Here is a 24919-nt window from a genome sequence, read left to right as displayed (position 1 = left end):
ATATTCTAATAAACAATTGGCTTTAGCGATCGCTGACACTGACTATGCTTAAGCTTGTCTTTACAAGAGTGATGTTATAGCGGCAACTAGCCAACATTGATATTCAAATAGGTTTAACCAAAGCCTTGGTCTTTTCTTTTTAGTAGGGCTTTAATCGAACGTTCTGCAAGCTCTAACAGTTCATCAACTCTAAGAAATACTTCATCATGCTTTTGTTCTAAACATTGTTTTTCTAACGTTCGAGCGAGCACAGACAGAGGGCGGTTACCTAACGCGAGTGCAGTGCTGCCGACGGTATGAACTTCAAACTCTAGAGCTTGAATATCGTTATTTTTGGCTGCTTGTCTTACTGCGGCCAAACGGATTTGTGATTCTTCTACGTAATGATCGATTAAAATTGGAATAATCTCTGCACTCGTATCACGAATCATTTGTTCTAAGATACTTTCATCTACAAGCTCTGTATCGGCCAGTTGTGCATTCGCTTGTTCATTCAAACCAGCAGATGTCTCTGAAGCTAAAGTCGAATTATTCACACTAAATCCTTTCATTGTGTGTTGAGGAAATACGTTAGCTTGAGGCTAATATCCATGAGTATTATTAAGTTTTAGTCATTTTCTAGAATAATTTCAACTGCTTGGCTTAAAAACCATGGCATGAATCAGTTAATATGGAAGTGTGTATCTAGTAAAGTTATAGAAGTAATACTCTGATTTTTCTAATATTTACTCAAGAAATATGAACTTAGATGATTAGTAAACGAATTTGCATTAGATTGAGTCAGAATGACAAGCAAAGAGACGCACGCTGAAAGCTAAGAAAAGAAAAAGGCCACTGGATTTATTCATACAGTGGCCTAGGCTATTGCAGTTAGTTAAGTGCCAACTAACATAAACTCCGAAGCTTAAAAGCTTAAGAGCTTAAGAGCGAACAAATTAAGCTAAGAAGCCTTATCAATATCAATCTTTGGTTTCGGCTTTGGCGCTGGCTCTACTTCTTCCTCGCTATTCTCAGTGAATATTTCAGCAACAGCACTTCGTTCTAGTTCGCCTTTAAGATTACCATCTTCATCAACAACAGGTAGGGAGTAATCACATGACATTGTATCAGGCAATATTTCTTCGATAACAGCATCAGGAAGTACCGCTGGTACTTCCTCATATATCTCTTCACTGAAGTCGTGTACTGACACATCTTCCACGGCGTCTTGCAGGCTTTCTTGAGTGACTAAGCCTTGATAGCCCTCATCTGTTACGTGGTAAGCGTAATCGTTTTTCAGCATCTTCATTTGAGCAAGCGCACCTTCAATCGTTTCTGAAGTGATGCGGTAAAGAGGAGGCTGCATCACCGTCTCAACCGTTAATGCACGCGCGCGGTTCACGTCTTTTACAAATGCTTCAACATAATCATCCGCAGGGTTAAGCAGAATTTCGTGAGGCGTACCTTGTTGGACCAACTCACCATCTTTCAAAATTGCAATTCGGTCACCTAAACGTAGTGCCTCGTCGAGATCGTGGGTGATGAAGATAATCGTTTTATGAAGTTTCTCTTGTAGCTCGATCAGTTGATCTTGCATTTCACTTCGAATCAACGGATCGAGCGCCGAGAAGGCTTCATCCATCAGTAGAATTTCAGCGTCAGTACATAAAGCACGCGATAAGCCGACACGTTGTTGTTGACCGCCAGAGAGTTGAGCAGGGTATTGTTGCTCATAACCCTTAAGCCCAACGGTTTCAAGCCACTCAGTCGCCTTTGCTAGCCGCTGCTGTTTCTTGATCCCTTGGACTTCGAGACCGTACGCAACGTTTTCAATGACCGTTCGATGGGGCATTAAACCAAAACGTTGAAAAACCATCGACATTTTATGGCGTCGAAACTCTTCTAGTTCTTTGGTATTAAGGTTCATGACATCAATACCTTCGACAGTGATCTTACCTTGAGTCGGGTCAATTAGGCGGTTGAAGTGACGAATTAGTGTCGATTTACCAGAACCAGAAAGCCCCATGATAACGAATATCTCGCCACGGTTAATTTCTAGGTTAATCTCTTTTAAACCAACAGTGTGACCAGTGTCTGCCAATATGGCATCTTTGTGCTCACCGTTGGTAACTCGGTTCATCACTGACATTGGTTTTGGTCCAAACACTTTGTATAGACCACTAATTTCAATCAATGGTTTAGTCATGTTTGAATCCTCCTAGGTGTGCGTTGGTTCTACGTGCATAAGCTTGTGAAGCTCGGTCAAATAAGATAGCCAAAGCCACAATCGCGAAACCATTCATTAGGCCTAAAGTGAAATATTGGTTAGTGATTGATTTAAGAACCGGTTGCCCTAAGCCTTTAACGCCAATCATTGAGGCGATAACAACCATAGACAGTGCCATCATGATGGTTTGGTTGATACCGGCCATAATCGTTGGCATCGCAAGCGGTAACTGAACACCCCACAAACGTTGTTTCTTACTTGCCCCAAATGCTGTCGCGGCTTCTAACACTTCTTTATCTACTAAGCGTATACCAAGGTTAGTAAGACGAATTACTGGTGGGATAGCGTAAATCACAACGGCGATTAAACCTGGGATTTTACCAATACCCAAAAGCATCACTACTGGGATTAGGTAAACGAACGCAGGCATGGTCTGCATGATGTCGAGGAGTGGTGTCACGATTGATTGCACGCGATTAGAACGAGCCATCGCGATACCAATTGGGATCCCTAAGAAAATGGAGACTAAAGTACATACTGTTATAATACTGAGTGTCCGCATCGTATCTTCCCACATACCAAAGTAACCGATGAGAAGCAGGGAGCAGACACAACCCAAAGCCAATTTCCAAGAACGACTCGCGGCGTAAACTAGAGCGGTACAAACGCCAAGTACGATAAGCCAAGGGGTCGAAATAAGGAGTTTTTCAAACCAAACAAGGAAGGAAAGAAGGGGATCAAATAGTGATTCGATCATTTCTCCGTATTCACGGGAAAATTCACGGTATGCGCCATCTAGCGCCTTTTTTATTGCTCGCAAATCAGAGCGTTCCATCTCAGGAAAGCTTGATAACCAATTGCTGTCAGCCATTTTTATATCCTTATAGTCCGGAGCCACTTGTTCGCTAAGCTAACCCCATTTTTATAAGTTAGGGGTAATTAAAGTAGTGTTAGCGAACAAGGCTCCGAATCATGAATAACATCAAGTATAGCGACGTTATTTCCATTTTATTGAGCGTAATGATTGTTGAACTGCAGTTATCGTTGACTCCTAGCTATCAGTGAATCTAGCGATGTTCAAAAATAACGGCGATCAAACTTAGTAAGTTTGGCTATTGCCAAACGTAGTATCACAGCTCAGCTTCAACTTTCTTAGCCACTTCTTCCGAAACCCATGGGTGCCACACTTCTGGGAACTCGCTCAAGAAATGGATACTCGCTTCTTCACCATCTGCTTGGTTATCTTCCATCCAAGCAAGAAGTGAGTTCATTTTGTCGTTAGTGAAACCACGCTTAGTAAAGTAGTCGTACGCTTCGGGTGCGCGTGACGCAAAACTTTCTGTCGTAATAGTATGGACTGGCGAAGGCGGGTACATGGTAGCTTTCGGTGAGTCACAGTCTTCTTTAGTTGTACAGTTAAGGAACTCTTGTTCGTCAACGCCACTTCCAAAGTCAACTTTCACCATGTCGTATTTACCAAGAACGGCAGTCGGTGCCCAGTAATAACCAAACCAAGCTTCTTCGCGTTCGTAAGCTTTTGCGATCGACCCAGATAAACCGGCACTCGATCCTGGGTCAACAATAGTGAAGCCGCTATCTTCTAACTTAAGCGCTTCAAACAAGTTTCCGGCACTAATTTGGCAGTTCCAACCAGCTGGACAACTGTAGAATGCAGATGTATCTGGGTCCTCAGGGTGTTTAAACATGCTTGCGTTTTTACGTACACCTTCGATGGTCGCCATCTCCGGGTACTGTTTAACTAAGTAAGCTGGAACCCAAAAGCCTTCTTCACCACCGTTTACTAGTGCTTTTCCTGCATAGCGGAGGCGTTTCTCGTTCACACCTTTATCAAGTGCGTCTTTAAGGCTGTTACTCCAAAGTTCTGGTGCGACATCGGGTTGGCCTTTTTCAATCATAGAAGTGCCAGTTGGCATGGTGTCACCAGGGATAAGTTCAGCGTCACAACCATAACCATGTTCTAAGATGAATTGGTCGATATTGGCGATCAGTGTTGCAGAGTTCCAGTTCATATCTGCGATTGTTACGCTGCCACATTCTCCAGCGTTAGCATTACCGCTGGCTGCTGCTACTAACAAAAATACGGAGCTTAACTTGTATTTCATATTGAGTTTCCTTTCTCTTTAATAATACAACCAAGCTAATCAAGGTCACTTGACTAACTAAATTGCTCGATGGTGATCCTTTCCGTGTATTGAACCATTTGAGCAGAAGGAGGGATGGGATAAAACAGAGTAGATAAGCGCGCAAAGCAGATAAGTGTGATTCGCTTGATTCATCCACTGTGTTTCACAGCCATCGGATAACTTTGTCAAACTATTACAAATTCGTCAAAAACCACCTCTATTTATAATCTTAGGGAATAATCGTACAAATTCCATCTTTGATGCGATCTACGTGGCACTTTAACAGTCTGGGTCACATTCCAGCGAAATTAGGCACAGAGGTGTTGATTTTAGAGTGGATTTGAAGGTGCTAAGACCATGATTGGCGAGTGTGAAATGCGTTGAATGTGCTTTAAAATCTGATTTTAACAGTTAATTTCGGCAAAAATTATCAATTTTGATTTGAGTGAAAAGTAAAGGGAAACGACTAAACAGGTCTCTGTCACTTTAGAATGGCAGCGAGTAAATGCTATTTAAATCTTATTATCTGACGAGCTCAAAGTATTTGATACAAATGGTACCGAAACCTAATTCTGTTGAAGAATTAGGCCATCACATTGGTAAATTCAAGAATTCATTGCGATGAAGTCTATTCGCCAAGTTGTCGCGAACTTTTTGAGGGATAAACTTCATCCGATTCACCTGTCTAACAAGCTCTTGAGCAAAACTAGGGTGTTGTTTCATGTTCATCACACAACCCATCATAGAAATACTCTTCGCTTCGAGTAATTTCTTCGCTTGAGCAAGGTGATGGATTGATGTTTCTCCGTAAGCAACAACCAGCAGCGCACCATCACAAGCACTCGCAACCGATTGAGCTGGAATATTTCCTTTATTAATATTGAGTAAAGGTGAGGTGTCAACGATCACACGGTCATACTTTTCTAACCATTGAGTCACTGCTTTTTGAAGCGTTGCTGGGTCTTTATATGCCAATTGAGTCGATACCACGTCCGGAGCTGGGACACCTATGAACATGCGCTGTGATTCGATGTGTTCAATAAGTTGCCCCGATTGATCTTCTTCAAGCACGTTCACATTCTTAAAAGCGGGATTAAACAAGTTAAGATCAACATATAGAGTCGAATGACCCGCCAATAAGAAACGCTCTGCAAGTGCAGTAGCAACAGATGTTACGCCGTCACCAGAGTGGCAAGCAGTGACACAAATTGAACGTTGATCGTTAAGTTCTGAAGCTAGGTACAATTGTTCAACTTCGGCATGTGTTGCTGAAATAGTCATTATAAAGCTCCTATTAGGACGATAGTGGTCGTGATGCGTAAGATGTCGTCTAAACCTACACGTGCTTTTTCAATAAAGCTTTCACGGCGGTCAGGGATGTAAATCGTGTCTCCTGCGCGCAGCACCGGTAGGTTGTAAATATTGGCAGTTTTACTAAATTCAACAAGGTCAAAGGTGCGAGCTTGCCCTTGGCAGCAAGACATGTTCACAATGGTAATTTTTTCTACGTAAGCACTGTCTGTAGGGCCTGCGGCTTCGGCCAAGATATCAAGAATGGTCATGTTGTCATTAAACACATATCGACCAGGGTTGTTAATGGCACCAAGGACACGAACCGTCTCTTCTTTTGGTGTATCTAACCAGTTTTTGCCTTTTTCTGGGATGTAGATTGTATCCCCAGTAGTTACGTTTGGCAGTAACGATTCATCACCTGTTTCAAAATACAGCGACAGGTTCAGTTTACTGACCTTAGAATAAGTTTTATCGCGGTGTGTAACACGAACATTATGTATGTCAGCGTCCTTAGTTGGACCATCAGCTGCTGACAAGATATCTAAGAAGTGCATGTCTTTTGTAAAGCGGTAACGACCTGGCGCATTCACTTGTCCAAAAATGTAGATTGAAGCGTCTGAGCTTTGACGTACCCATTGTGATTTATTGTCGGATGGGTCTTGTGGTAAGTCGTGCACTCTTACGATAGAACCTGATCGTATATAAGGCATTTGATCACGCGGTGCGCCATTTTTAATGAACTCATCAAGATTAAACACAACTAACTTTCTACCTGTCACAACTTCAATCTTTGAGGTGTCTGCACGTAGTGTTGGACCGCCAACGTGTGCTAACAAGCCCATGAAGTTCATTTCATCTGACCATTCGATACGGCCAGGTCGGTTCACTTCACCAATCACGTTAACGGCTCTGTCTGGTGTGATTTTTAACCATGATTTTTCGTTCATGTCTGTTTTCTCAGGAACAAAAATCGCATCACCCGCTTGAATTGAAGGGGGAGCTGAATTTGCAAGACCTTCTGTATAAGCGGCTAGATCGAACTTAAGTACGCGACCGTTGGATTTGATCACACGGATTTGTCTCGATTCAGCAAAGCGAGTAGGGCCTCCTGCGTTAGCCAATATATCCATAAAGGTCGCGCCTTTTTTTCCTTCAAAAGCACCAGGCGCAGCAACTTCACCCATGACATAAACCGTGTTCGCACCAGATTTAATCTCTTCTTCCTGTTTAGGGACAAAAACCGTTGAACCCGGACGGAGAATTGGAAGCATGCTTTCATCGCCAGAATCTAGATAGCGCTTTAAGTTGAACAGAGTCGGTGTGTTGTTCGAGATAACACGGATTTGCTCGACACTTGCGTAACGCGTTACGCCACCAGATCGCATCAATACGTCGACTAAGTCTGAGTTTTCTTTATAGGTAAAAGAGCCTGGAGCATTTACTTCACCAAAAACCTTGATAGAGTTACGAGAATCAGCGCTATCACCTGAGTTAGCAAGCTTCGCGGCATCAAACTCTTGTTCAATGTTGCCCACTAAAGGAGACGCTGGAACAAACAACGAATCGAGCGATTGAAGGGTTGGAAGAGTTGATTCGTCCCCTGAATCTAAGAAACGTTTGTAGTTAAATTCTGTGTTATCGGAGCCACGCTTTAGGATGAGTTTGTCTAATTGTGCACCGGGACGTAAACCACCCGCAGCATACAATGCCATCTGAATGCTAGAACCCAGTGACAATGTGTACTCACCAGGTTGCTCAACGTAACCTTGGACAGAGATAATAATTTGCTGTTCTTTCACATAAACGGAAGCGTTTGATAGATCTTTGTAAGCGGTTGCCAGTGCCTCTAACACTACTTTATTTAATTGGTCATTATCGTAACCCGCAACAAACACAGTGCCGACTTCAGGAAGGGTAATTCGGCCGCGCTTGTCGACTTGGAAGCCTGTGTTCAAAGTGCTTTCACCGGGTACATTAACTTGAATAAGATCGCCCACTTGTACTGCACCTGTAAACTCATCTTCAGCAGTGGTCAGTGTAGAAAAACAAAGCGAGATACTGAAAATCAGCGTCATTATAATTTTCATAGCGCACCTCCCATTTTCTCAGCATTTTCAGGCGAAATAATTTCAATACTTACTCGGCGATTGGTCAGGTGTGTCCCGTCTGTTTCACCTTCGAAAAGTGGTACGGTTTCACCAACAGAAACAGCTTTAATTCTAAGAGCATCTAACCCAAATATAGTTAGATAACGTTCTACTTGTTTAGCACGTCCAAGTGCCAGTTTGTCGTTGTATTCTTCAGGACCTGAAGCATCGGCATGACCAGTGACAACTAAGTCCAGCGATTTGTGTTCTTTCAATAGGTTGGTCGCTTCAGCAAGTCGTCCCATGTATTTTGGGTTAACTTCAGTTGAGTTTTCAGCGAATTGGTTGTCGACGTTGAGTAAATCGTACAGTTGCTGGATGACAGAAAGTTGCATACGGAATTGGTTTTCGTTTTTAGGTGGCTCGCAACGCGCTTGAGAAGTCACGTAATCAAGTTGAACTTCCAGTTCATTCAAGCGCTTTCTTTGGATAACCAAATCGTTAGCTGCATCTAACAGCAATCCGCCTTGCAGTTCACGAGCGATACGGTTTTGTTTTTCGATAGCTTGAACGACAGCTGCAGGGAAGCACCAACGTGCCCCTTCCTGTATTAGGGCATCTAGATGGAGTTTTGCTAGTTGCCAATCGAAACGCAGGCCGTGTTCTGGGCCTAGAGGTTCGTCTGGCATAACAGGCGAGAAATCTGAATTTAGATAGTTTGTGGAATCGTAACTTTCAGCTAATCCTCCGGTGCCATGTTCTGGGTAGCTTGTGCAACCCAGAAGTAGAGCAGACAGAGAAAGGGCTATGTAGTTTTTCAGTATTTTCATGCCAACGTCCTTGTTTTTTCTTTTTATTATTATTTTTTGTTACTTCTAGCTTAGTGGATCTTCATGAATTAGTAGGATTTTTTGAGTTAACTGGGATCGCGTGACCGATGCGTAATAAATTCATGATTTCAAGTGGTTGGCCTGATACATTTTCTAAGCGCATGTTCCTTTCTCGCTCAGTAAGACGTTTGAACATGTATACAATAGCCCCCACGCCTGATGAATCAAGAAACTGAACTTGGCTGAAATCAACTTCGATTTCTTGGTGACCATCGTTTGAAATAACATCATCAATGTCGGTTTGAGCATCTCGGCTACCCGCTGCGTCTAGGTCACCAAAAATTGAAAGAGTCAATGTGGTTGTGTTTAAGTCAATCTTACGTAATTCCATAGCGTTATCTCCTTGAATGTATGAGTTAACAAGAGCACGTAATATGCCAACTTTTATATTGTTTATTTTCAATAGCTTAAATTGGTGTTTGTATTGGTTATCATATTGAGAAAGTTGAATTCTCATTCTGAGAACTAAAAATGAGTGGCTTTTTGAGAGTTATAACCAATTAGTTTTGCGAATGAAACGCTAGTCCGAATAAGGTTGATGGTTGAGTCGCATCTTTAATTAAATACCACGTACTGAAGCTAAGGACCATTTAGGATATAGCGTACTTGGGATAAAAAGAGAGTAAACAATGAGATTAACGAAATTGGCGATTGCGACCCTTTGGGCTTGTTCATTCACATCTCATTCTTCTTACTTACCACCAGAACACTTGGTTTTAGCGAACAACTACCAGCAAGGCATCGATGTTTCTCAATACTGGACCAGTGAAAAGCTAGATGGTATTCGAGCCTTGTGGGATGGCGAACATCTTTATACTCGCAATGGCAACCGAATTTATGCACCTAATTGGTTTATAGAAAAACTGCCAAAAGTTCAGTTAGAAGGAGAGTTGTGGGCTGGAAGAGGTAATTTTCATATCGTTCAACAAACTGTTTTGGATCATATACCCAGTGATACCGCATGGAGAAAGATTGATCTTATGTTGTTTGATATGCCTGGCGCAGCAGGTGATTATCAGAAACGCTATTACAATATTATTCATTGGGTCAGTGTGATTAATGAGTCCCACGTTGGTTATGTCGAGCATTATCCAATTCATAACGAAGAGACCTTGTTTCACCAATTAGACAATGTGGATGAACGTAATGGTGAAGGTTTGATGCTGCGTAAAATCACCAGCCGCTATCAAGCAGGTCGAAGTAATGATTTGTTGAAATTGAAAAGGCACCACGATGCCGAAGCAACGGTGATTGGCTATAAAGGTGGGACGGGTAAATACAAAGGAATGATGGGTTCGATACTGGTTCATACCGAAGAGGGTGTTGAGTTTTACATAGGAAGCGGGTTTAGCGATAAATTGAGATTGGCGCCGCCAGAGATTGGTAGTCGAATTACCTTTCGATACAACGGATTCACTCAAAATGGCAAGCCCAAATTTGCGCGTTTTGTCAGAGAGAAAAGTGAATATTAAGACATACTCGATATAGTGACCCGACAAATGCTATATCGACTTAAAAATAAATGCCTGTCTACACTTACCTTATAAAAAGAGCCCTGAAGATCAGAGCTCTTTTTATATGCGGTATCGATTCTTGCTGTTTGTTGAGAGCTAAATTAACGAGAACTAAACTCGAGCTGCACGTCATCATCCTGTTTATGCATCCAATGAAGACGCATGCCTAGCATAATAGCGGCTGATGTTAGACCGATAATGAAACCAATCCAAAAGCCGTGAGCGCCCATTGGTTCAACAATCCAATCTGTCATACCTAAAATGTAACCGATCGGTAGGCCAAGTAACCAGTATGCGACGAAAGTAATGTTAAAAATCGATCGCATGTCTTTGTATCCACGAAGAGCGCCCGCAGCTATCACTTGAATTGCATCAGTACATTGATAAACCGCAGCGAAAATAAGCAGCTGCATTGCAATGGTGATTACTGCTGTGTTTTCTGTGTAAAGCAATGATACTTGCTCTCTGAACAACACTGTCAGGGCCGCTGTCATCAATGCAGTCACCAAACCAACGATTATGCCAACATGTGTAGCAATCTTTGCGCCTTCGGTATTGTTTTCACCTAACTTATGACCAACACGAATACTGACAGCAGCGCCTATACTCATTGGAATCATGAATATCAAAGACGAGAAGTTGATCGCAACTTGGTGCGCAGCAACAATCAATGAACCTAATGGAGCGACCAGAAGCGCAACAACAGCAAACAAGGTCACTTCAAAGAACAGAGCAGCAGCAACAGGAAAGCCGAGTTTGAACAGTCGAATTTGTGCCTTTAACTCTGGTTTATGGAATTGACCAAAGATGTTGATCTTCGCTAGTCGTTTTGAAGTCAGCACATACGCAAACAACAGAGCAAACATTATCCAGTATACGATAGCGGTTGCGACGCCACAGCCAACACCACCAAGAGCCGGTGCGCCAAGCTTACCGTATACAAACATCCAGTTGAGCGGGATATTCAATAACAAACCGATAAAACCAATGACCATCGCGGGTTTCGTTAAAGACATGCCGTCAGTAAAACTTCTCAAAGTTTGAAAAAGTAAGAAGGCTGGTACCGCAAACATGACTGCATACATGTAGCCAATGGTTTTTTTCGCCATTAAGACTTCTATATCCATCAGCTCAAGTATTGCTTGAGTTTGGAACAGTACACCGATGATTGGTAATGAGATAATTAACGCAAGCACTATGCCTTGTTGAATTTCGTATGGAATCTTTGCTTGTCTACCAGAACCGTTAAGTTGAGCAACAACAGGGACCAATGCCATCAGCAAGCCGACACCGAACAAAATCGAAGGCAACCAAATACTCGCAGCAATAGATACTGCGGCCATATCAATCGCACTTACGCCACCTGCCATCACAGTATCGACAAAACCCATTCCGGTTTGTGCCACAGATGCGACCAACACTGGGGTCGCAAGTTTGATTAGATTCAAGGCTTCTTCTTTGTAACGATGCACAAATTACTCCAGATTAGAGGTTAAATTAGATTGAAAATGTGGGAATGGACACTCTGAAGAAATCAAAGACGCTGATCATTAAGCTTCCACTGGACGAATCATAAAGAAATGTCACAATAACTGCTATGAAAAACTGTTACTAAAATGCTAAATAGGAATCTTATGTTTACAGGTATCGTTCAAGGCATGGCAACACTGGTTGCGATAAACAAAAAAGAGTCGTTTCAAACCCATACCATTGAGTTGACAGACAAAATGGTAGAGGGCTTAGCGATTGGTGCTTCAGTAGCTCATAATGGCTGTTGTTTAACGGTAACTGAAATTTCAGGAAACCGTGTTGCGTTTGATTTAATGCAAGCAACGTTAAGATTAACTAATCTCGGTCAGTTGAATATTGGGGACGAAGTAAACGTAGAGCGTGCAGCTAAGTTCGGTGATGAAATTGGTGGCCACAGCATGTCCGGACACATTACGCTAATGGCAAAACTAGTTGAAGTCATCAAAACGGAAAACAACCGTACACTATGGTTTGAAATGCCAGAAGCGTCGATGAAGTACGTGCTAAGTAAAGGCTACATTGGTGTTGATGGATGTTCACTGACTATTGGTGAAGTCGAAGACAACCGTTTCTCTGTGCATCTCATTCCAGAAACATTGAATCGAACTTTGTTTGGAGGACGTGAAGTCGGAGATGAGGTCAATATTGAATTCGACCCTCAAACACAAGCGATCGTCGATACCGTTGAACGTGTTATGGCGAACAAAAAGTAGCCTGAACCGTTAGCTTTAGGCTGGCTTGCACGTTTAACTATGATGGTTAAACGAATAAAAGTTGAAGCTGGCGGCTGAATAACTAGTGAAAATCACAAGCTGTATCATTCGATTGCTTAAACAATAAAAAGAGCACTTGATGTGCTCTTTTTAGCTTTGTTGTTTCTAGTATGACTTTAGGTATGTGGCAACAGTCATACTTGTTAGCAAACCTTTTTTAGAAAACCTGTTCGTCATCGGCATCAATCGATAGGTTTATCCTATCTCTAACTTCGTCGACCTGCATGTCCAAGTGAATGGCGTTGCAGCAAGCGGGGCAGTCATCGTAAAAATCCTGACTGCCATTGGAGGCGTCGAGCGTTATGCTGATTGCATGCCCGCAATGAGGGCAGGACACGTGTTTTTCTGTGTATTTATGCATGGCAAGTTCTCCTCACTGTAACTGATACTAACCTAAGTCGCTTATATCGATCGTGATAGCTTGAATCGTTTTGGCCAACCACCATGATTGGTACTAAACGGCTTGAATCTTCTGAATACATGCTTCGGTTTGCGCTAAATATTCGCCGCCAAATTGATTGCAGTGATTGAGAAGATGGTACAAGTTATAAATGTCTTTTCGATCAGTATAGCCAACGTCCAAAGGCATGACGCTTTGATAGCCTTCATAAAACTCTTGAGGGAACCCATGAAACAATTCTGTTAATGCAATATCACATTCATGGTCACCCCAATAACATGCAGGGTCGTAACAGATAGGGCCAAACGCTGAATTAGCCACGTTACCATTCCAAAGATCGCCATGAAGTAGTGAAGGGGGGTGGGTTACGGCTCGCTAGTCGCATATTCACCACGTCGACTATATCGTCAATGTCGCCAAATTCGATGCCTTTTTCTTTCAACAGCTGAAGTTGGAAACCAATACGTTGTTCAGAGAAAAAACGTCCCCATTTTTTATGCCACGGATTAGGTTGAAGAGTAATGCCTATGTAATTGTCTTGATCGCAACCGAACTCTTTTTGCTCTCCCCATTGATGAAGTCGGGCAAGCTGTACACCAAAATCAAAGCTGTTATTGCCAGTTTCAAGCGGCTTAGTTGGCAAGTAATTCAGGATAATGAACGAGCACTCCTTAGTCTTACCAATAAGCACAAGCTCAGGTACATTAACGGTGGAGGTATCTCTTAATAAGCGCAGGTTCTCAGCTTCTATTTCAAATTTAGGTAGAAACTCTCGTTGATTTACCTTAACAAAATAACGCTCATTGCCGTCGCTAATCATATAGCAATCGTTAATGTCACCACCAGAAACCTTAGTACGTTCAGTGATCTGAAAGTTGAATAAAAGTGTATCTGAAAGCTGTTGAGAAATGGCCTGCCACATAGGAAATCCTCAAAGAACGGTTGGTTAGAAATACGGTTTGTTGATTAACAATAGTTTAGGATAAAACTGAGCGATTTATAGACGCACTAGTCAATGTTCTTAATTCTAAGCCTTCTTATGATGAATGAATTGGCTAATCTGTGAACTCAAGCTAATTCAATACCATTGATAACTCGATAAAAAATGACAAATGGTAGCCACATGCACTTTGGAATAAACCTCACAGTTGACGTTCAATGTTAGGCTACTAACTAGAAAAGTGCGCATGGGTTGTTATTGTTTACGCTTAAATTTTAGTAGGTACTCATGCTAGGGTAAGTCATGGATAGCAAAACTTATGTTCTTGCGTATTTAAAAATGTTGAAAGCTATTGCTAAGTCGAACTTTCTGGCTTTATTTGTACATTGATTCAATTTTGAGCTTAAATGCTAACAGGGATCATTTAAATACGACTTTTGATAATAAAATGATGACAAATGACTTCATTTACATAGTATTAGCTTAATACGTATTAATCTGCTCTAGAGCTTAAAACGGAGATTTATTGTGGTTGTAGAAACCGATGGCTATTTGGCTTTAATCGAGCACTTATCGTTCAATTTGGATGTATTTACCAACAGTAATGGTGATACAGGAAATGAAAGTGTAGAAGACATTGTTACTGACATGATTTCAACCAACATCATGGCTATCTTTGAACAAAATCCTGAACTGCACTCTAGCGTGCGCTTTCAATTGTTGAAAGAAGCAGATGCCGTAGTCGCTGATTTAGGTGAAGTGCTTGCGGGCGTTTGGGCAAAGAAAGCAACTAACGAGCAGATTGTGTTCCTAGACGAATACATCGCCTTAGTTAAAAACTTATTTGATACTGCTGTCGCTAAATACGATTAACCGTCAGAGCTTATTTCTTTAAGCATTAGAAGTTTTAAGCACCAGTATTTTGAACGACTCTATTTGAAGCACTAATATTTTAAGCGTTAGTGCTTCTTAAGTACATCTATTCACCGGGTCGTAAGCGTTATCAAAGAGGCGAAAGACTGACGCGTTATATGCGCCTAAAGTGCCAAAACTTCGAAGCCCAATAAGGGTTATCCAACCTTGAGATAATCACACCTTTAGATGTCGACGCATGTAAGAACTGTTTGTTTCCCAGATAAACACCTACATGTCGTACTTTTGGTGAGGTTTTGAAAAATACTAAGTCACCACTTATTGCTTGCTCATACGCAATTTCTACACCTTGTTTACTCTGATCTTTGGTCGTGCGCGGCAAAGCCTGTTGCGTTGCATTCTGAACAGCGATTTGAACGAAAGCCGAACAATCTATTCCTCGAAATGAAGTGCCGCCAAAATGATAAGGGACACCTTTCCATTGCTCGTACACGCTCAAATACGCATTTGCGGTAGCTTGCTCTGATTTCGATAAGGGTTTTGACGGTACTTTATTGTAACTAAAAGGCGGTGGCGTAGAGCTACAAGCAGTCAATGTTACTAAAGTTATTGTAACTGCAAGCATTTTTCTGATTTTCATATGTAACTCTTCTGACAAAAAACTGAAATAAAAACGTCATCAACGACTTCTAGTATACGGAACAACTTAAGGATATCTCTTTTCGTAGTCAAACTGGATTTCACATGCCCGACACAAATTTATCAATAAAACCTTCACGTTATACATTCTCGCTCATTCAAACCGTCACTGCTGTATTTATTTCGATTCTTTTGCTCGTCACCTTTTTATCGATGGTCAGTATTCGAGGTGTAGAGCGGGTTGGAGGGCATTTTGATACGTTGTCTGAACAAGCATTGCCCCTAGCACTAAACAACGCTCAGTTGACGCAGAGCGTATTAGAACAAGTAAAACTCCTTACCTACAGCACGCAATCAACCGATTTAGACACACTCAACACAACACGATCAGCAATTGAGCAATTAGCTGCAGAGAGCAATCAAACGCTAGACGAACTTCTTTTTATTTCTCAATCCTTCCCCGATGCGATTTCTCTAGAGCAAAAGCAAAGCCTGATTGATGATATGGCTCAGCTACAACATATGACCAACAGCGTGTTATTGGCTCAGATTGATATTCAAGGTAAACAAAACCTCATTGATAGCCAAATAGGAGGGTTTCGCTACGGTGTTAGTTCTATTGGGCCTGAAATGAATCGTATTAGCTCTTTTTTAGTTCAGAATAACCCCGAAGCACATGATGCCGCTAACCGATTCACGGCAAGTGCTTCGGCAATGGCGAACACATTCTTAATGCTGTTGATGCAATCTGACTTAGACAAAGCGGAAGATGAATTTCGAGAGTTAAGAAATCGCATTGCAGGAATAAACTTAGCGTACGACGATTTTTCAGAATGGCATCCAGATATTGTTGAGTTTGCCAGCCTGACTGCACCTTATGACATGGTGAAAGAAGGATTCACAGAAGAAGGGGTGATCAAACAGATCCTCTGGAAATTAGAGTTAGCTGAAAAACAAAAACAGAATTTAGCTGAAGTCATTACCTTAGCGAACAAGGTTATCGGCACACTGAATCAATTATCATCGACGGCTTCACACTTGATTGATGCAAGTGAGTTGGTTGTAAACCAAACCATCACTAACATTGACAGGGTGTTATTCACTAGCGGTTTAGTGATCGCTGTGATCATTATTATTTCGTGGCTTGTGCTACGTCATTGGGTCAACAAAGGCTTAAAAAATATTACCCAGCAGCTGAATTTACTCGCCGAACATGACTTTTCTAAACAAAGCGAATTAGTAGGGCCATTAGAGCTGCAGGTTATCGCATCACAGTTAAATACCGTCGTAGATTCCACCGCCGACTCAGTTCGCTTGGTCACTCGAAACTGTGAAACACTTTATCAAACAGCAGAAGTTAGTCACGATGCTGCAGAGCAGACGAATTCAAGCTTAAACGAGCAGAATGAATCTCTGCAAAACATGATCACAACGATTACTCAACTTGAAGCTTCTATAGGCGAAATTGCACGTATCTCGAATGCATCGAACGATGACGCTCAATTAGCGGAAGATGAATCGGTCACCGGAAGTCAGGTGGTTGGCTTGAATCAACAGCGTCTTCAGGCATTAGAGCACTCGTTAAGCTTGAACGAAGAATCGATGGCAGATCTAGACGGGCGAGTAAAACAAATTCGTGAAATGGTTGATATGATCAGTGGCATTGCTGAAAACACCAACCTATTAGCCCTTAATGCTGCGATTGAAGCTGCACGTGCCGGAGAACAGGGCCGTGGCTTTGCAGTGGTTGCAGATGAAGTAAGAAAACTGGCGAGCGGTACATCCCAGCAAACCACCAATATTCGCAGCATGATGAATGAGCTGGTGGCTGCAGCTGATCGATCTCGTATGTCAGTCAGCGAGTCTCGAAGCGAAATGGCTAATGCATTGAAAACCAGTGGTGATGTAAAACAAGCTTTTGAGAAAATCGACGTAGCAGTCAGCCAGATAAAAGGTAGAGTTGAGCAAATCATGGTCGCAACCGAACAGCAAGCTCGCGCTACTGTTGATGTAACCCATTCCATTACACGCGTGTCAGAGCAGGGCGAAAACACTAAGCTACAGCTAGAGTCTATGATTGAAAGCTCAGAGCAAGTTGCTGACATTGCAGGGCATCAACAAGCGATGCTTCATAAGTACGTATTAAGTAGATAACCAGTTAGAAAAGATTTCTCTGAATAACAAGCCAGCGTCTCGATACCAAGAGCAAGGCGCTTAAACTCATTATTAGCGCGGAATGACTAATAAATGGTTTGAGCGCCTGCTTTTTTTGGGCCTTATATTGAAAGATGGCATGTAGAAAACAAACCGCTACTTTGATTTTCTTGAATGTGGGTAATGGACAAATGGTTGACGCAGCATGAAATCCAATCTCTGTTCTTTGCCATCTTGTATCTCAGGCACGCCAATGTGGACGTGATCGTGTCCAAGCATAGGCTGGGCACGATAAGTCTTAAACCAGATATCCCAAACCGATAAAAAGAAGCCAAAATTAGAATGGGTTTCTTTCACAATGACCGAGTGATGAACACGATGCATGTCTGGTGTCACAATCACTTTTCTCAATCGCTTATCAATCCAAAGTGGTAGACGTGCATTACTGTGGTTAAACATCGCGCTCGCGTTAAGCACAATTTCAAATATCACCACGGCAATCACTGGAACCCCAAGGGTGATCACTAAACTCACTTTGATAAGCATAGAAAGCATCATCTCAATTGGATGAAATCGTGTACCTGTTGTGACATCAATATCTAGGTCGGCATGATGCACTCGATGTAATCTCCAAAGCCAAGACACACGATGAAACACCAAGTGTTGCAGGTAAATGGCGCAATCCAACAGCAATACACAGATCAGTACAACGAGTTCTTTAGGAAGTGACAGGGTATTAAATAAACCCCATTGATTGTCTTGTGCAATGACAGCCGCTTGGAATGCAGCAATAGGAATAAGTGTGGCTAGCAGAAAACTGTTGAGTGCAACCAACGCAAAGTTGTTCCCCCAACGGAACCACTTATTTTGAGTTAGCGTTTTGCGTGGAAAACGGTACTCCCAAATCGCACATAATCCAAAAACGACAATAAAACAAACAAGGCGAAGCAGTGATGGGTCTTGCATGGGAATTCCTTCTATCATTCTACGGTCACTGTAAGTACAATCGTGCAACTTTTCTAGATCTATCGTTATTATCCATGAGAATCCACGCTTTTCACCGTTTATATCAACACCGCTTGTCTATTGCTACTAAGCCGTTTAACGCGCGCGGGTGCAAAGTCGTGCGATGCGAATACTGCAAAATAAAACAAGACAGCTGCATCTGCGAGCATCAACCGAATATAGATACGAATGTCGCTACGATGTTGATCTTGTCAGACAACGAAATCTTGAAGCCAAGCAATACAGGCCGATTGATTGTTGATACGGTCAAAGACAGCTATGCCTACCTTTGGCACCGTACTGAGCCGAATCAAGAGATGCTTGATGTTCTAAAGGATGATAAATATCAACCCATTGTTGTATTCCCTGAAGGCTACACCGATGACAAAACGCGAGTGGTTCAAGATTTACCACAAATGCGCGATCCTAATAAAACACTTCTTCTTATCTTCATCGATGGTAGTTGGCGTGAAGCGAGACGCATCTTCCGCCGTTCAGAGTATCTGCAAGATTTACCTGTGTTGTCGATTGAGCCTGAATCGGTTTCTCAATACATGATGAGAAAGTCAGATAACGAACAACACCTCTCAACGGCAGAAGTCGCCAGCTTAGTTTTAAAGCAAGCTGGAGAAGAAGAGGGCGCGAAGACTTTACAACTTTGGTTTGAAGTATTTCGTGAAAGCTACATGTTAAGTAAGACGCGTTATAAGTCAGATCCGACTAAACCTAGCTTGAATGCTTTCATAGAACACAGCAAAAATGAGAAGTCACTCTAACCTTTAACCGCTATGTGCTGACTTGTTGTTCAAACAGACTCGAACACAAGATAAGTTTGTTATCTATCACGGTTTGTAGGGGGAGTGTTATGGATAATGCTCCTTAGTTGTTTATTTACAAAATTTTATTTGCCCGAATTTAGGGAAGAATTGGAGAGATTTCATGTATTACGGCTTCGATGTTGGCGGCACAAAAATTGAGTTTGGTGCATTCAACGAGAAACTTGAGCGAGTGGCAACAGAGCGTGTACCGACGCCAACCGATAACTATCAATTATTACTTGATACGATTGCTGGTTTAGTAAAAAAGTACGATAACGAACTGTCTTGCGAAGGCAAAATTGGCCTTGGCCTTCCTGGCATGGAAAACGCAGACGATGGCACTATGCTTGTTGTTAACGTACCTGCATCAACAGGTAAGCCGCTACGTACAGATCTAGAAGCGCTTATCGGTCGTAGTGTGAAAATCGAAAATGATGCGAACTGTTTTGCGCTTTCAGAAGCATGGGATGACGAACTTAAAGATGAACCTTCAGTTGCCGGCCTGATTCTTGGTACTGGTTTCGGTGGCGGTTTAGTCTTCGACGGTAAGGTATTCTCCGGTCGTAACCACGTGGCAGGTGAGCTAGGCCATATGCGCTTACCTCTTGATGCTTGGCTTCACCTTGGCGATAACGCACCGTTACTTGGTTGTGGTTGCGGCAAAAAGGGCTGTTTAGACAGTTACTTGTCAGGTCGTGGCTTTGAGCTGATTTATGATCACTATTTTGGTGAGAAGAAAAAAGCAGTTGAAATCATTCAAGCTTACAACGAAGGTGAAGCAAAAGCTGTTGAGCACGTAGATCGTTTCATGGAGTTATTGGCTATCTGTTTTGCAAACCTATTCACAGCGCTTGACCCGCATGTTGTTGCGCTTGGTGGTGGCTTGTCTAACTTTGAGCTTATCTACGAAGAGATGCCAAAACGTATTCCTAAATACTTGTTGTCTGTGGCGAAATGTCCGAAAATCATCAAAGCAAAACACGGTGATTCAGGTGGCGTTCGTGGTGCTGCATTCCTTAACATTAAGTAATCTCAACTTAACGTTAAGCGATTAAAAACTATAAATAAAAATGCCGCAATCTCGAAAGAGGTTGCGGCATTTTTTATGATTTAGTGTTTTTGTTGCTAGAAGCTAGAAGCAGCAAAGAAACAAGCTCCAAGAGGACTTACTTCTTCTTTTTGCCAACACCAAGGTTATCTTTTTGCTTCAACGTAAGCTTGGTAAAGCCAAGCTTACGGAAATAGTTATCTTGGTAGTTACGAACAGCTTTAGTATCAGAAATAAACTCAAGCTGTTGCTCAGTTTTTAGATACTCAGTGATGTCGATACCTTCAGCTGCCGCTACAGCTTCTTGAATCGTGCGGTGTTCTTGTTTAGAAAACAGTAACTCTTTGTCTTCGTCTTTATAAGTGTACAGAATGGTACGAGCCATGATGCTCTCCAATAGAATTATTACTTTGCGCGCACTCTACATAAAAACCGTACGTGGCTCAAGGCAATGGTAAGAAATCTTAAGATTATCGCTTATCGCGATCTAAGCTTTTTGTCTGTCAGGAAACGAACAGGTTGTCTTTCACGAAACGAATAAACAGAAAGCCCCTTAGTATCGAACGATCAATATAGGGGCTTCGTCTATCTTTTAGTAAAGTCTGCTAATTCAAATTTAAGCTAATGAGCTTTAAATTAAACACGACCCTGCAGTGGAATAATCGTGACTGTCTCACCAACTTTCACTGTATCAACCGCTGGCGAGATTTCGATTAAGCAGTTCGCTTCGCTCATAGAGCGCAGAATGCCTGAACCTTGTTTGCCAGTAGTTTTCACTTCAAGCACACCAAATTCACTCATCGAGAACACACCACGGCTGAACTCAGTACGACCTTGGCGTGAACGTAATTGCTCAGTCGCTACCGCGTTTGCTTTCACTGGTGTCCAGTTGATTTGTCCTTGCAGTTTACGGATTGCAGGTTCAACGAAATTAATAAACGACACCATTACCGCAACAGGGTTGCCAGGTAAACCGAAGAATGGTTTGTTTTCAATCTTACCGTAAGCAAGAGGGCGACCTGGACGCATATTGATACGCCAGAAGTTAATTTCACCTAGTTTGTCTAGCGCGAGTTTAATGTAGTCGGCATCACCAACTGAAACACCCCCAGACGTTAGTACCATATCAGTTTCCAACGACGCAGCATGAAGCACATCCATCATCTTTTGTTCGTCATCTTCGATGATGCCGTAATCGACAATGTCACAGCCAAGCTTTTGAAGCATGCCGATAATAGTAAAACGGTTTGAATCGTAGATAGAGTTTGGTTTTTGCTCGCTACCGGGCGCTTGAACTTCATCACCCGTCGAGAACACGCCCACTTTTACTTTACGTAGAACAGGACATGTACCAAAACCTAACGACGCCATCATGCCCATTTCTGGTGCTTCGATGCGTGTGCCACGTGTAAAGACGGGTTGGCCGATTTCTAAATCTTCACCCGCCATACGGACATTTTGTCCAACCGAGATTTTAGCACCAGGGAAGCTAACTTTGTTGTCATCTTGAACGGCTTGCTCACGCATAACAACCACATCAACGCCTTCTGGCATTGGTGCGCCCGTCATGATCTTAACAGCTTCACCCTGTTTAACGGTTTTGTCGTAGCTATGGCCAGCCATAACTTCAGCAACCAGTTGGTAGCTATCCAATTCTAAGTCTTCACTGCGAATCGCGTAGCCGTCCATTGCAGAGTTGATGTTTTGAGGCACATTGATTGGTGAAATAACATCTTCAGCCAATACGCGACCGTAGCCTTGTAGTAATTCAACACTCTCTGTGAGTTCGAGCGCGTCAATACTATCGACGATCTTTTGTTGGCCTTGCGTAACGCTTAGGCCAGCAGGAGAGAATGAGTCACAGCACACAACAGGTGTATCGTCTTTTGAAGATAAACACGACGCTGTTTTGCTTGTTGTCGATGAAGAATCAAATGACTGAGCATATTCGATGATGAAATCACGAATCGCGTCTAAGTCGCTGATCGCCATTTGTGGCAGTTCGGATTCCACTTGCCTGTCTGCAGCAATGGCAATAATGTTGTCATCATTCGGATATAACCATGGTTTACCTACTTCATCTCGGTGCAATTCAATTTTAGGAAAAGCGATGTTCTTACAGCCTTCAACCAAAATCAGATCAAGTGTGTTGGTATCAAAGCGAGTCAGCAGGTAATCAAAGTCAGCTTCGGCTTCTGGCGTTTCTGTCATCATCACGTGACGGTTACGCGAAGCGATCAGCATTTGATTGGCTCCAGCCTTACGTAAGCGGTAACTGTCTTTACCCGGCTTATCGACATCAAAATCGTGGTGAGCATGTTTTAACACACCAACTTTTAAACCCGATTCAGTCAATAACGGAAGCAGAGCTTCAAGTACCGTTGTTTTTCCTGTACCGCTATAAGCAGCAAAGCCCAATAAAGGAAGGTTAGGGCGTTGTGTTGAATCTTTCATTATTGAAGCGTTCCGAATTGGGTGAGTTCTTCTGGCGTGTTCAGATTAACAAAGCAGTTAGGTGAATCGCTAAAATCGACATATTCCGTGACACACTCTTTGTATAGCAAGATGATCTTACGATCACCACGTTCCAAAAACGCTTCTAGCCTTGGCAGAACACGTTTGTGGAATAGGGTGAATACAGGTTGCTTAAATTCGCCATCATGCGCGACAAGAATGTCACTGTCTTCTTTAACTGCAGAACAAAAACGCTCAACAAGGTCGTCACTGATTTGTGGGCTGTCACAAGGGACAAAGCCGACCCAATCTGTGGTCGCGTTTTGAAGGCCAGCATGAATGCCACCTAAAGGTCCTGGATAGTCAGGAAATGAATCGCAAACAACCGGAGCAAATGCCTGGTAACTGTCTAGGTTGCGATTGGCATTGATAGTAATACTGACATCTTGCTGTGACAGTTTGTTAATTACGTATTGAATAAGCGGAGACCCGTTGAGCTCAACGAGTCCTTTATCTTTCCCGCCCATGCGACTGGCCTGTCCGCCAGCCAAAATAACCCAACTAGTTTGCGTGGGAAGCAGCATAAATATTCTCTTGTGCTCTGTTTTTTTGAATAATTTGCAGAAGCGGTGATTCAGTCAAAGTGTTGTCTTTAATCCACCATTGCTTCTTACATAAATCGGTTAACGCGTTGGTTTGATGGCTAGTAATAACCAAACTTGCGCCTCTCTGAAGAAGATCTTCAGCCATAATCACCAATCTTTCAATAGATTCTTTATCTAAAGAGGCACTTGGTTCATCCATAAGCAAGATTGAGGGCTTTAGAATCCAAGCGCGCGCCATGGCAACGCGTTGACGTTCACCACCAGACAGCACAGAGATGTGCTCGTCTGCTAAGGTTTCCAAACCTACCATTCTCAGCGCGTTAATTATTTGAGCTCGCTTATCTTTTTGGCTCTCTTTATTAAAGCGAATACCATAAGCGACATTTTGGTACACCGAACCATCAAAAAGATAAGGGGTTTGGTGTAAATAGATGATGTCCTTGAACTTCAGTCTCGGGAATAAAATCTGCTGCCAACTTTGGGTAGGAGATTGAATGCGTCCAGAGCTAGGTTGGATAAGTCCTGACAAGATTTTAAGTAGGGTCGTTTTACCAACGCCATTATCACCTTTAAGATAAATGGCATCATTAGGGCCAATCGACAATTCGGGAATATGGAACAAAACACGCTCTTTGTAGCGCATTGAGATTTGCTGCGTTGTTATTTTTATACTCATGACAGCGTTCCTAAGTTCTTAAATAGCCTTTTCCTCTCACACTAGAGAGAAAAAAGTTAAGGGCTAATGCCAGTGCAAGTAAAACCATACCCAGCGCGACACCTTGTGCGAAAGCGCCTTTATGACTCTCCATGGCAATAGCCGTTGGGATATTTCTTGTCATCCCCATAATGTTGCCACCAACCATCATCGAACAGCCCACTTCAGTGACGATGCGAGAAAATGCAGCGATGGTGGCAGCCATTAAAGGAAAGCGAGTTTCCCAAATTAAAGTACATGCCACTCGAGTGGTTGATACTCCCAGGGTACGTGCAGTTTCAACCGCGCGACGGTCACTGGCTTGCAGCGCACCATGCATCATTGCGACAAGGATCGGGAAACAGATCAGCATCTGACCTAAGATCATCGCCTGTTGCGTGAACAGCAGTTGCCAATCGCCCAAAGGGCCAGAGCGCGATAGCATCATGTACATCAGCAAGCCGATTACGACAGTCGGAATAGCTTGTAAGGTGTTAATCACGGAAAGCAGCGCCCACTTCCCCGGAAACTCTGTGTACGCTAATAAAAAAGCCATGATGATTGCAGGTACGATCACCAGTGAAATGGCGGACAAAGACACGCTGAAAGATACCGCGACGATTTTCCACAATTCGTGGTCAAAGCTCACTAGTAAATTTAATGCATCAAGCGTTGTTTGCCATAAGGTCATGATGTATCTCGTTTCGATCGACAATAAGTCTTAGTAGGTATGACTGATTTAATCATAGCTGACTGAATTTGCTTGAGGCTTAATTGGTCAGCTATCGTATCTTAAAGTGGTCTTTTGCAAGAGTCGTTGTTAACAAAAGCTAACAGCTTTTACCAAGTAAC

Annotated in this window: 23 protein-coding genes and 1 pseudogene; 6 read left to right on the top strand and 18 right to left on the bottom strand. The window is 42.5% G+C overall.

Annotation, left to right across the window (positions count from 1 at the left end; all coding sequences use genetic code 11):
• Positions 1 to 113: 113 nt before the first annotated feature.
• The 8 genes from OCW38_RS07360 to OCW38_RS07325 form a co-directional block, all read right to left on the bottom strand.
• A complete protein-coding gene (locus OCW38_RS07360; RefSeq protein WP_010440937.1) occupies positions 114 to 536 on the bottom strand; it encodes an Hpt domain-containing protein in 423 nt (140 codons plus the stop codon).
• Between the two features lie 404 nt (positions 537 to 940).
• A complete protein-coding gene (locus tag OCW38_RS07355) occupies positions 941 to 2185 on the bottom strand; it encodes a quaternary amine ABC transporter ATP-binding protein (RefSeq protein ID WP_010440936.1) in 1245 nt (414 codons plus the stop codon).
• On the bottom strand, positions 2178 to 3077 hold the full coding sequence (locus OCW38_RS07350) for an ABC transporter permease (protein ID WP_010440933.1): 900 nt from the start codon (positions 3075 to 3077) through the stop codon (positions 2178 to 2180). The genes OCW38_RS07355 and OCW38_RS07350 overlap by 8 nt, the downstream gene beginning before the upstream one ends.
• Positions 3078 to 3336: 259 nt before the next feature.
• The gene (locus OCW38_RS07345; protein WP_010440931.1) at positions 3337 to 4329 is read right to left on the bottom strand and encodes an ABC transporter substrate-binding protein; all 993 of its coding nucleotides are present in this window, start codon (positions 4327 to 4329) and stop codon (positions 3337 to 3339) included.
• Between the two features lie 612 nt (positions 4330 to 4941).
• Positions 4942 to 5631, bottom strand: a complete 690-nt coding sequence (locus OCW38_RS07340; RefSeq protein WP_010440929.1) for a P-loop NTPase family protein — start codon at positions 5629 to 5631, stop codon at positions 4942 to 4944.
• Positions 5631 to 7730, bottom strand: coding sequence for an SLBB domain-containing protein (locus tag OCW38_RS07335; protein ID WP_010440926.1), 2100 nt, complete (start codon positions 7728 to 7730; stop codon positions 5631 to 5633). Before OCW38_RS07335 ends, OCW38_RS07340 begins: the two co-directional genes overlap by 1 nt.
• Complete coding sequence (locus OCW38_RS07330) at positions 7727 to 8560, bottom strand: OmpA family protein (protein WP_016788671.1); 834 nt, start codon at positions 8558 to 8560, stop codon at positions 7727 to 7729. The genes OCW38_RS07335 and OCW38_RS07330 overlap by 4 nt, the downstream gene beginning before the upstream one ends.
• 61 nt (positions 8561 to 8621) lie before the next feature.
• Positions 8622 to 8951, bottom strand: a complete 330-nt coding sequence (locus OCW38_RS07325; protein ID WP_016797676.1) for an STAS domain-containing protein — start codon at positions 8949 to 8951, stop codon at positions 8622 to 8624.
• A gap of 298 nt (positions 8952 to 9249) precedes the next feature.
• On the opposite strand from OCW38_RS07325, the gene OCW38_RS07320 reads away from it, so the two are divergent.
• Positions 9250 to 10092, top strand: coding sequence for a DNA ligase (locus OCW38_RS07320; RefSeq protein WP_010440920.1), 843 nt, complete (start codon positions 9250 to 9252; stop codon positions 10090 to 10092).
• A gap of 143 nt (positions 10093 to 10235) precedes the next feature.
• Here OCW38_RS07320 and OCW38_RS07315 read toward each other — a convergent pair whose 3' ends face one another.
• On the bottom strand, positions 10236 to 11606 hold the full coding sequence (locus tag OCW38_RS07315; RefSeq protein ID WP_261895617.1) for an MATE family efflux transporter: 1371 nt from the start codon (positions 11604 to 11606) through the stop codon (positions 10236 to 10238).
• Between the two features lie 162 nt (positions 11607 to 11768).
• Between OCW38_RS07315 and OCW38_RS07310 the strand changes: the two genes are divergently transcribed.
• Positions 11769 to 12377, top strand: a complete 609-nt coding sequence (locus tag OCW38_RS07310; protein WP_016768086.1) for a riboflavin synthase — start codon at positions 11769 to 11771, stop codon at positions 12375 to 12377.
• 217 nt (positions 12378 to 12594) lie between these two features.
• Here OCW38_RS07310 and OCW38_RS07305 read toward each other — a convergent pair whose 3' ends face one another.
• Both OCW38_RS07305 and OCW38_RS07300 read right to left on the bottom strand, forming a co-directional pair.
• The gene (locus OCW38_RS07305; protein ID WP_004733789.1) at positions 12595 to 12798 is read right to left on the bottom strand and encodes a CPXCG motif-containing cysteine-rich protein; all 204 of its coding nucleotides are present in this window, start codon (positions 12796 to 12798) and stop codon (positions 12595 to 12597) included.
• A 93-nt stretch (positions 12799 to 12891) separates the two neighbouring features.
• Positions 12892 to 13759 (bottom strand): annotated as a pseudogene (locus OCW38_RS07300) (fructosamine kinase family protein).
• A 546-nt stretch (positions 13760 to 14305) separates the two neighbouring features.
• Between OCW38_RS07300 and OCW38_RS07295 the strand changes: the two are divergent.
• Positions 14306 to 14650 (top strand): DUF3802 family protein, encoded by a 345-nt coding sequence (locus OCW38_RS07295; RefSeq protein WP_010440912.1) that lies wholly within the window; start codon positions 14306 to 14308, stop codon positions 14648 to 14650.
• Between the two features lie 154 nt (positions 14651 to 14804).
• On the opposite strand, the gene OCW38_RS07290 is transcribed toward OCW38_RS07295, so the two are convergent.
• A complete protein-coding gene (locus tag OCW38_RS07290) occupies positions 14805 to 15290 on the bottom strand; it encodes a C40 family peptidase (protein WP_016768083.1) in 486 nt (161 codons plus the stop codon).
• A gap of 104 nt (positions 15291 to 15394) precedes the next feature.
• Between OCW38_RS07290 and OCW38_RS07285 the strand changes: the two genes are divergently transcribed.
• On the top strand, positions 15395 to 17443 hold the full coding sequence (locus tag OCW38_RS07285) for a methyl-accepting chemotaxis protein (RefSeq protein ID WP_016768082.1): 2049 nt from the start codon (positions 15395 to 15397) through the stop codon (positions 17441 to 17443).
• 156 nt (positions 17444 to 17599) lie between these two features.
• Here OCW38_RS07285 and OCW38_RS07280 read toward each other — a convergent pair whose 3' ends face one another.
• Entirely contained in the window at positions 17600 to 18409 is an 810-nt protein-coding gene (locus OCW38_RS07280; RefSeq protein WP_016784874.1) for a sterol desaturase family protein, read from the bottom strand.
• A 74-nt stretch (positions 18410 to 18483) separates the two neighbouring features.
• On the opposite strand from OCW38_RS07280, the gene OCW38_RS07275 reads away from it, so the two are divergent.
• Positions 18484 to 19224, top strand: a complete 741-nt coding sequence (locus tag OCW38_RS07275; protein ID WP_171343986.1) for a tRNA-uridine aminocarboxypropyltransferase — start codon at positions 18484 to 18486, stop codon at positions 19222 to 19224.
• A gap of 163 nt (positions 19225 to 19387) precedes the next feature.
• Positions 19388 to 20296, top strand: coding sequence for an N-acetylglucosamine kinase (gene nagK, locus OCW38_RS07270; protein ID WP_016768079.1), 909 nt, complete (start codon positions 19388 to 19390; stop codon positions 20294 to 20296).
• Positions 20297 to 20432: 136 nt separating this feature from the next.
• On the opposite strand, the gene OCW38_RS07265 is transcribed toward nagK, so the two are convergent.
• The 5 genes from OCW38_RS07265 to OCW38_RS07245 form a co-directional block, all read right to left on the bottom strand.
• Positions 20433 to 20699, bottom strand: a complete 267-nt coding sequence (locus OCW38_RS07265) for a DUF2960 family protein (RefSeq protein WP_004733780.1) — start codon at positions 20697 to 20699, stop codon at positions 20433 to 20435.
• A gap of 251 nt (positions 20700 to 20950) precedes the next feature.
• Positions 20951 to 22768 (bottom strand): bifunctional molybdopterin-guanine dinucleotide biosynthesis adaptor protein MobB/molybdopterin molybdotransferase MoeA, encoded by a 1818-nt coding sequence (locus OCW38_RS07260; RefSeq protein ID WP_102286229.1) that lies wholly within the window; start codon positions 22766 to 22768, stop codon positions 20951 to 20953.
• On the bottom strand, positions 22768 to 23352 hold the full coding sequence (mobA, locus tag OCW38_RS07255) for a molybdenum cofactor guanylyltransferase MobA (RefSeq protein ID WP_261895612.1): 585 nt from the start codon (positions 23350 to 23352) through the stop codon (positions 22768 to 22770). Before mobA ends, OCW38_RS07260 begins: the two co-directional genes overlap by 1 nt.
• The gene (locus OCW38_RS07250) at positions 23330 to 24049 is read right to left on the bottom strand and encodes an energy-coupling factor ABC transporter ATP-binding protein (protein WP_010440897.1); all 720 of its coding nucleotides are present in this window, start codon (positions 24047 to 24049) and stop codon (positions 23330 to 23332) included. Before OCW38_RS07250 ends, mobA begins: the two co-directional genes overlap by 23 nt.
• A 10-nt stretch (positions 24050 to 24059) precedes the next feature.
• Entirely contained in the window at positions 24060 to 24758 is a 699-nt protein-coding gene (locus OCW38_RS07245) for an ABC transporter permease (RefSeq protein WP_010440896.1), read from the bottom strand.
• Positions 24759 to 24919: the final 161 nt, after the last annotated feature.

It is taken from the genome of Vibrio cyclitrophicus, assembly GCF_024347435.1.
Classification (GTDB): Bacteria; Pseudomonadota; Gammaproteobacteria; order Enterobacterales; family Vibrionaceae; genus Vibrio; species Vibrio cyclitrophicus.
Note: the sequence above shows the minus strand (reverse complement) of the source record. Positions and strands in the feature narration are given on the sequence as shown.

What these genes read in the sequence shown, in the direction of transcription:
- OCW38_RS07345 (WP_010440931.1), bottom strand. Translation starts at nt 4,329, where the DNA reads ATGAAATACAAGTTAAGCTCCGTATTTTTGTTAGTAGCAGCAGCCAGC.
- OCW38_RS07325 (WP_016797676.1), bottom strand. Translation starts at nt 8,951, where the DNA reads ATGGAATTACGTAAGATTGACTTAAACACAACCACATTGACTCTTTCA.
- OCW38_RS07305 (WP_004733789.1), bottom strand. Translation starts at nt 12,798, where the DNA reads ATGCATAAATACACAGAAAAACACGTGTCCTGCCCTCATTGCGGGCAT.
- OCW38_RS07280 (WP_016784874.1), bottom strand. Translation starts at nt 18,409, where the DNA reads ATGCAAGACCCATCACTGCTTCGCCTTGTTTGTTTTATTGTCGTTTTT.
- OCW38_RS07265 (WP_004733780.1), bottom strand. Translation starts at nt 20,699, where the DNA reads ATGGCTCGTACCATTCTGTACACTTATAAAGACGAAGACAAAGAGTTA.
- OCW38_RS07355 (WP_010440936.1), bottom strand. Translation starts at nt 2,185, where the DNA reads ATGACTAAACCATTGATTGAAATTAGTGGTCTATACAAAGTGTTTGGA.
- OCW38_RS07260 (WP_102286229.1), bottom strand. Translation starts at nt 22,768, where the DNA reads ATGAAAGATTCAACACAACGCCCTAACCTTCCTTTATTGGGCTTTGCT.
- OCW38_RS07275 (WP_171343986.1), top strand. Translation starts at nt 18,484, where the DNA reads ATGAGAATCCACGCTTTTCACCGTTTATATCAACACCGCTTGTCTATT.
- OCW38_RS07335 (WP_010440926.1), bottom strand. Translation starts at nt 7,730, where the DNA reads ATGAAAATTATAATGACGCTGATTTTCAGTATCTCGCTTTGTTTTTCT.
- OCW38_RS07310 (WP_016768086.1), top strand. Translation starts at nt 11,769, where the DNA reads ATGTTTACAGGTATCGTTCAAGGCATGGCAACACTGGTTGCGATAAAC.
- OCW38_RS07250 (WP_010440897.1), bottom strand. Translation starts at nt 24,049, where the DNA reads ATGAGTATAAAAATAACAACGCAGCAAATCTCAATGCGCTACAAAGAG.
- OCW38_RS07350 (WP_010440933.1), bottom strand. Translation starts at nt 3,077, where the DNA reads ATGGCTGACAGCAATTGGTTATCAAGCTTTCCTGAGATGGAACGCTCT.
- OCW38_RS07290 (WP_016768083.1), bottom strand. Translation starts at nt 15,290, where the DNA reads ATGAAAATCAGAAAAATGCTTGCAGTTACAATAACTTTAGTAACATTG.
- OCW38_RS07320 (WP_010440920.1), top strand. Translation starts at nt 9,250, where the DNA reads ATGAGATTAACGAAATTGGCGATTGCGACCCTTTGGGCTTGTTCATTC.
- nagK (WP_016768079.1), top strand. Translation starts at nt 19,388, where the DNA reads ATGTATTACGGCTTCGATGTTGGCGGCACAAAAATTGAGTTTGGTGCA.
- OCW38_RS07245 (WP_010440896.1), bottom strand. Translation starts at nt 24,758, where the DNA reads ATGACCTTATGGCAAACAACGCTTGATGCATTAAATTTACTAGTGAGC.
- OCW38_RS07340 (WP_010440929.1), bottom strand. Translation starts at nt 5,631, where the DNA reads ATGACTATTTCAGCAACACATGCCGAAGTTGAACAATTGTACCTAGCT.
- OCW38_RS07330 (WP_016788671.1), bottom strand. Translation starts at nt 8,560, where the DNA reads ATGAAAATACTGAAAAACTACATAGCCCTTTCTCTGTCTGCTCTACTT.
- mobA (WP_261895612.1), bottom strand. Translation starts at nt 23,352, where the DNA reads ATGCTGCTTCCCACGCAAACTAGTTGGGTTATTTTGGCTGGCGGACAG.
- OCW38_RS07285 (WP_016768082.1), top strand. Translation starts at nt 15,395, where the DNA reads ATGCCCGACACAAATTTATCAATAAAACCTTCACGTTATACATTCTCG.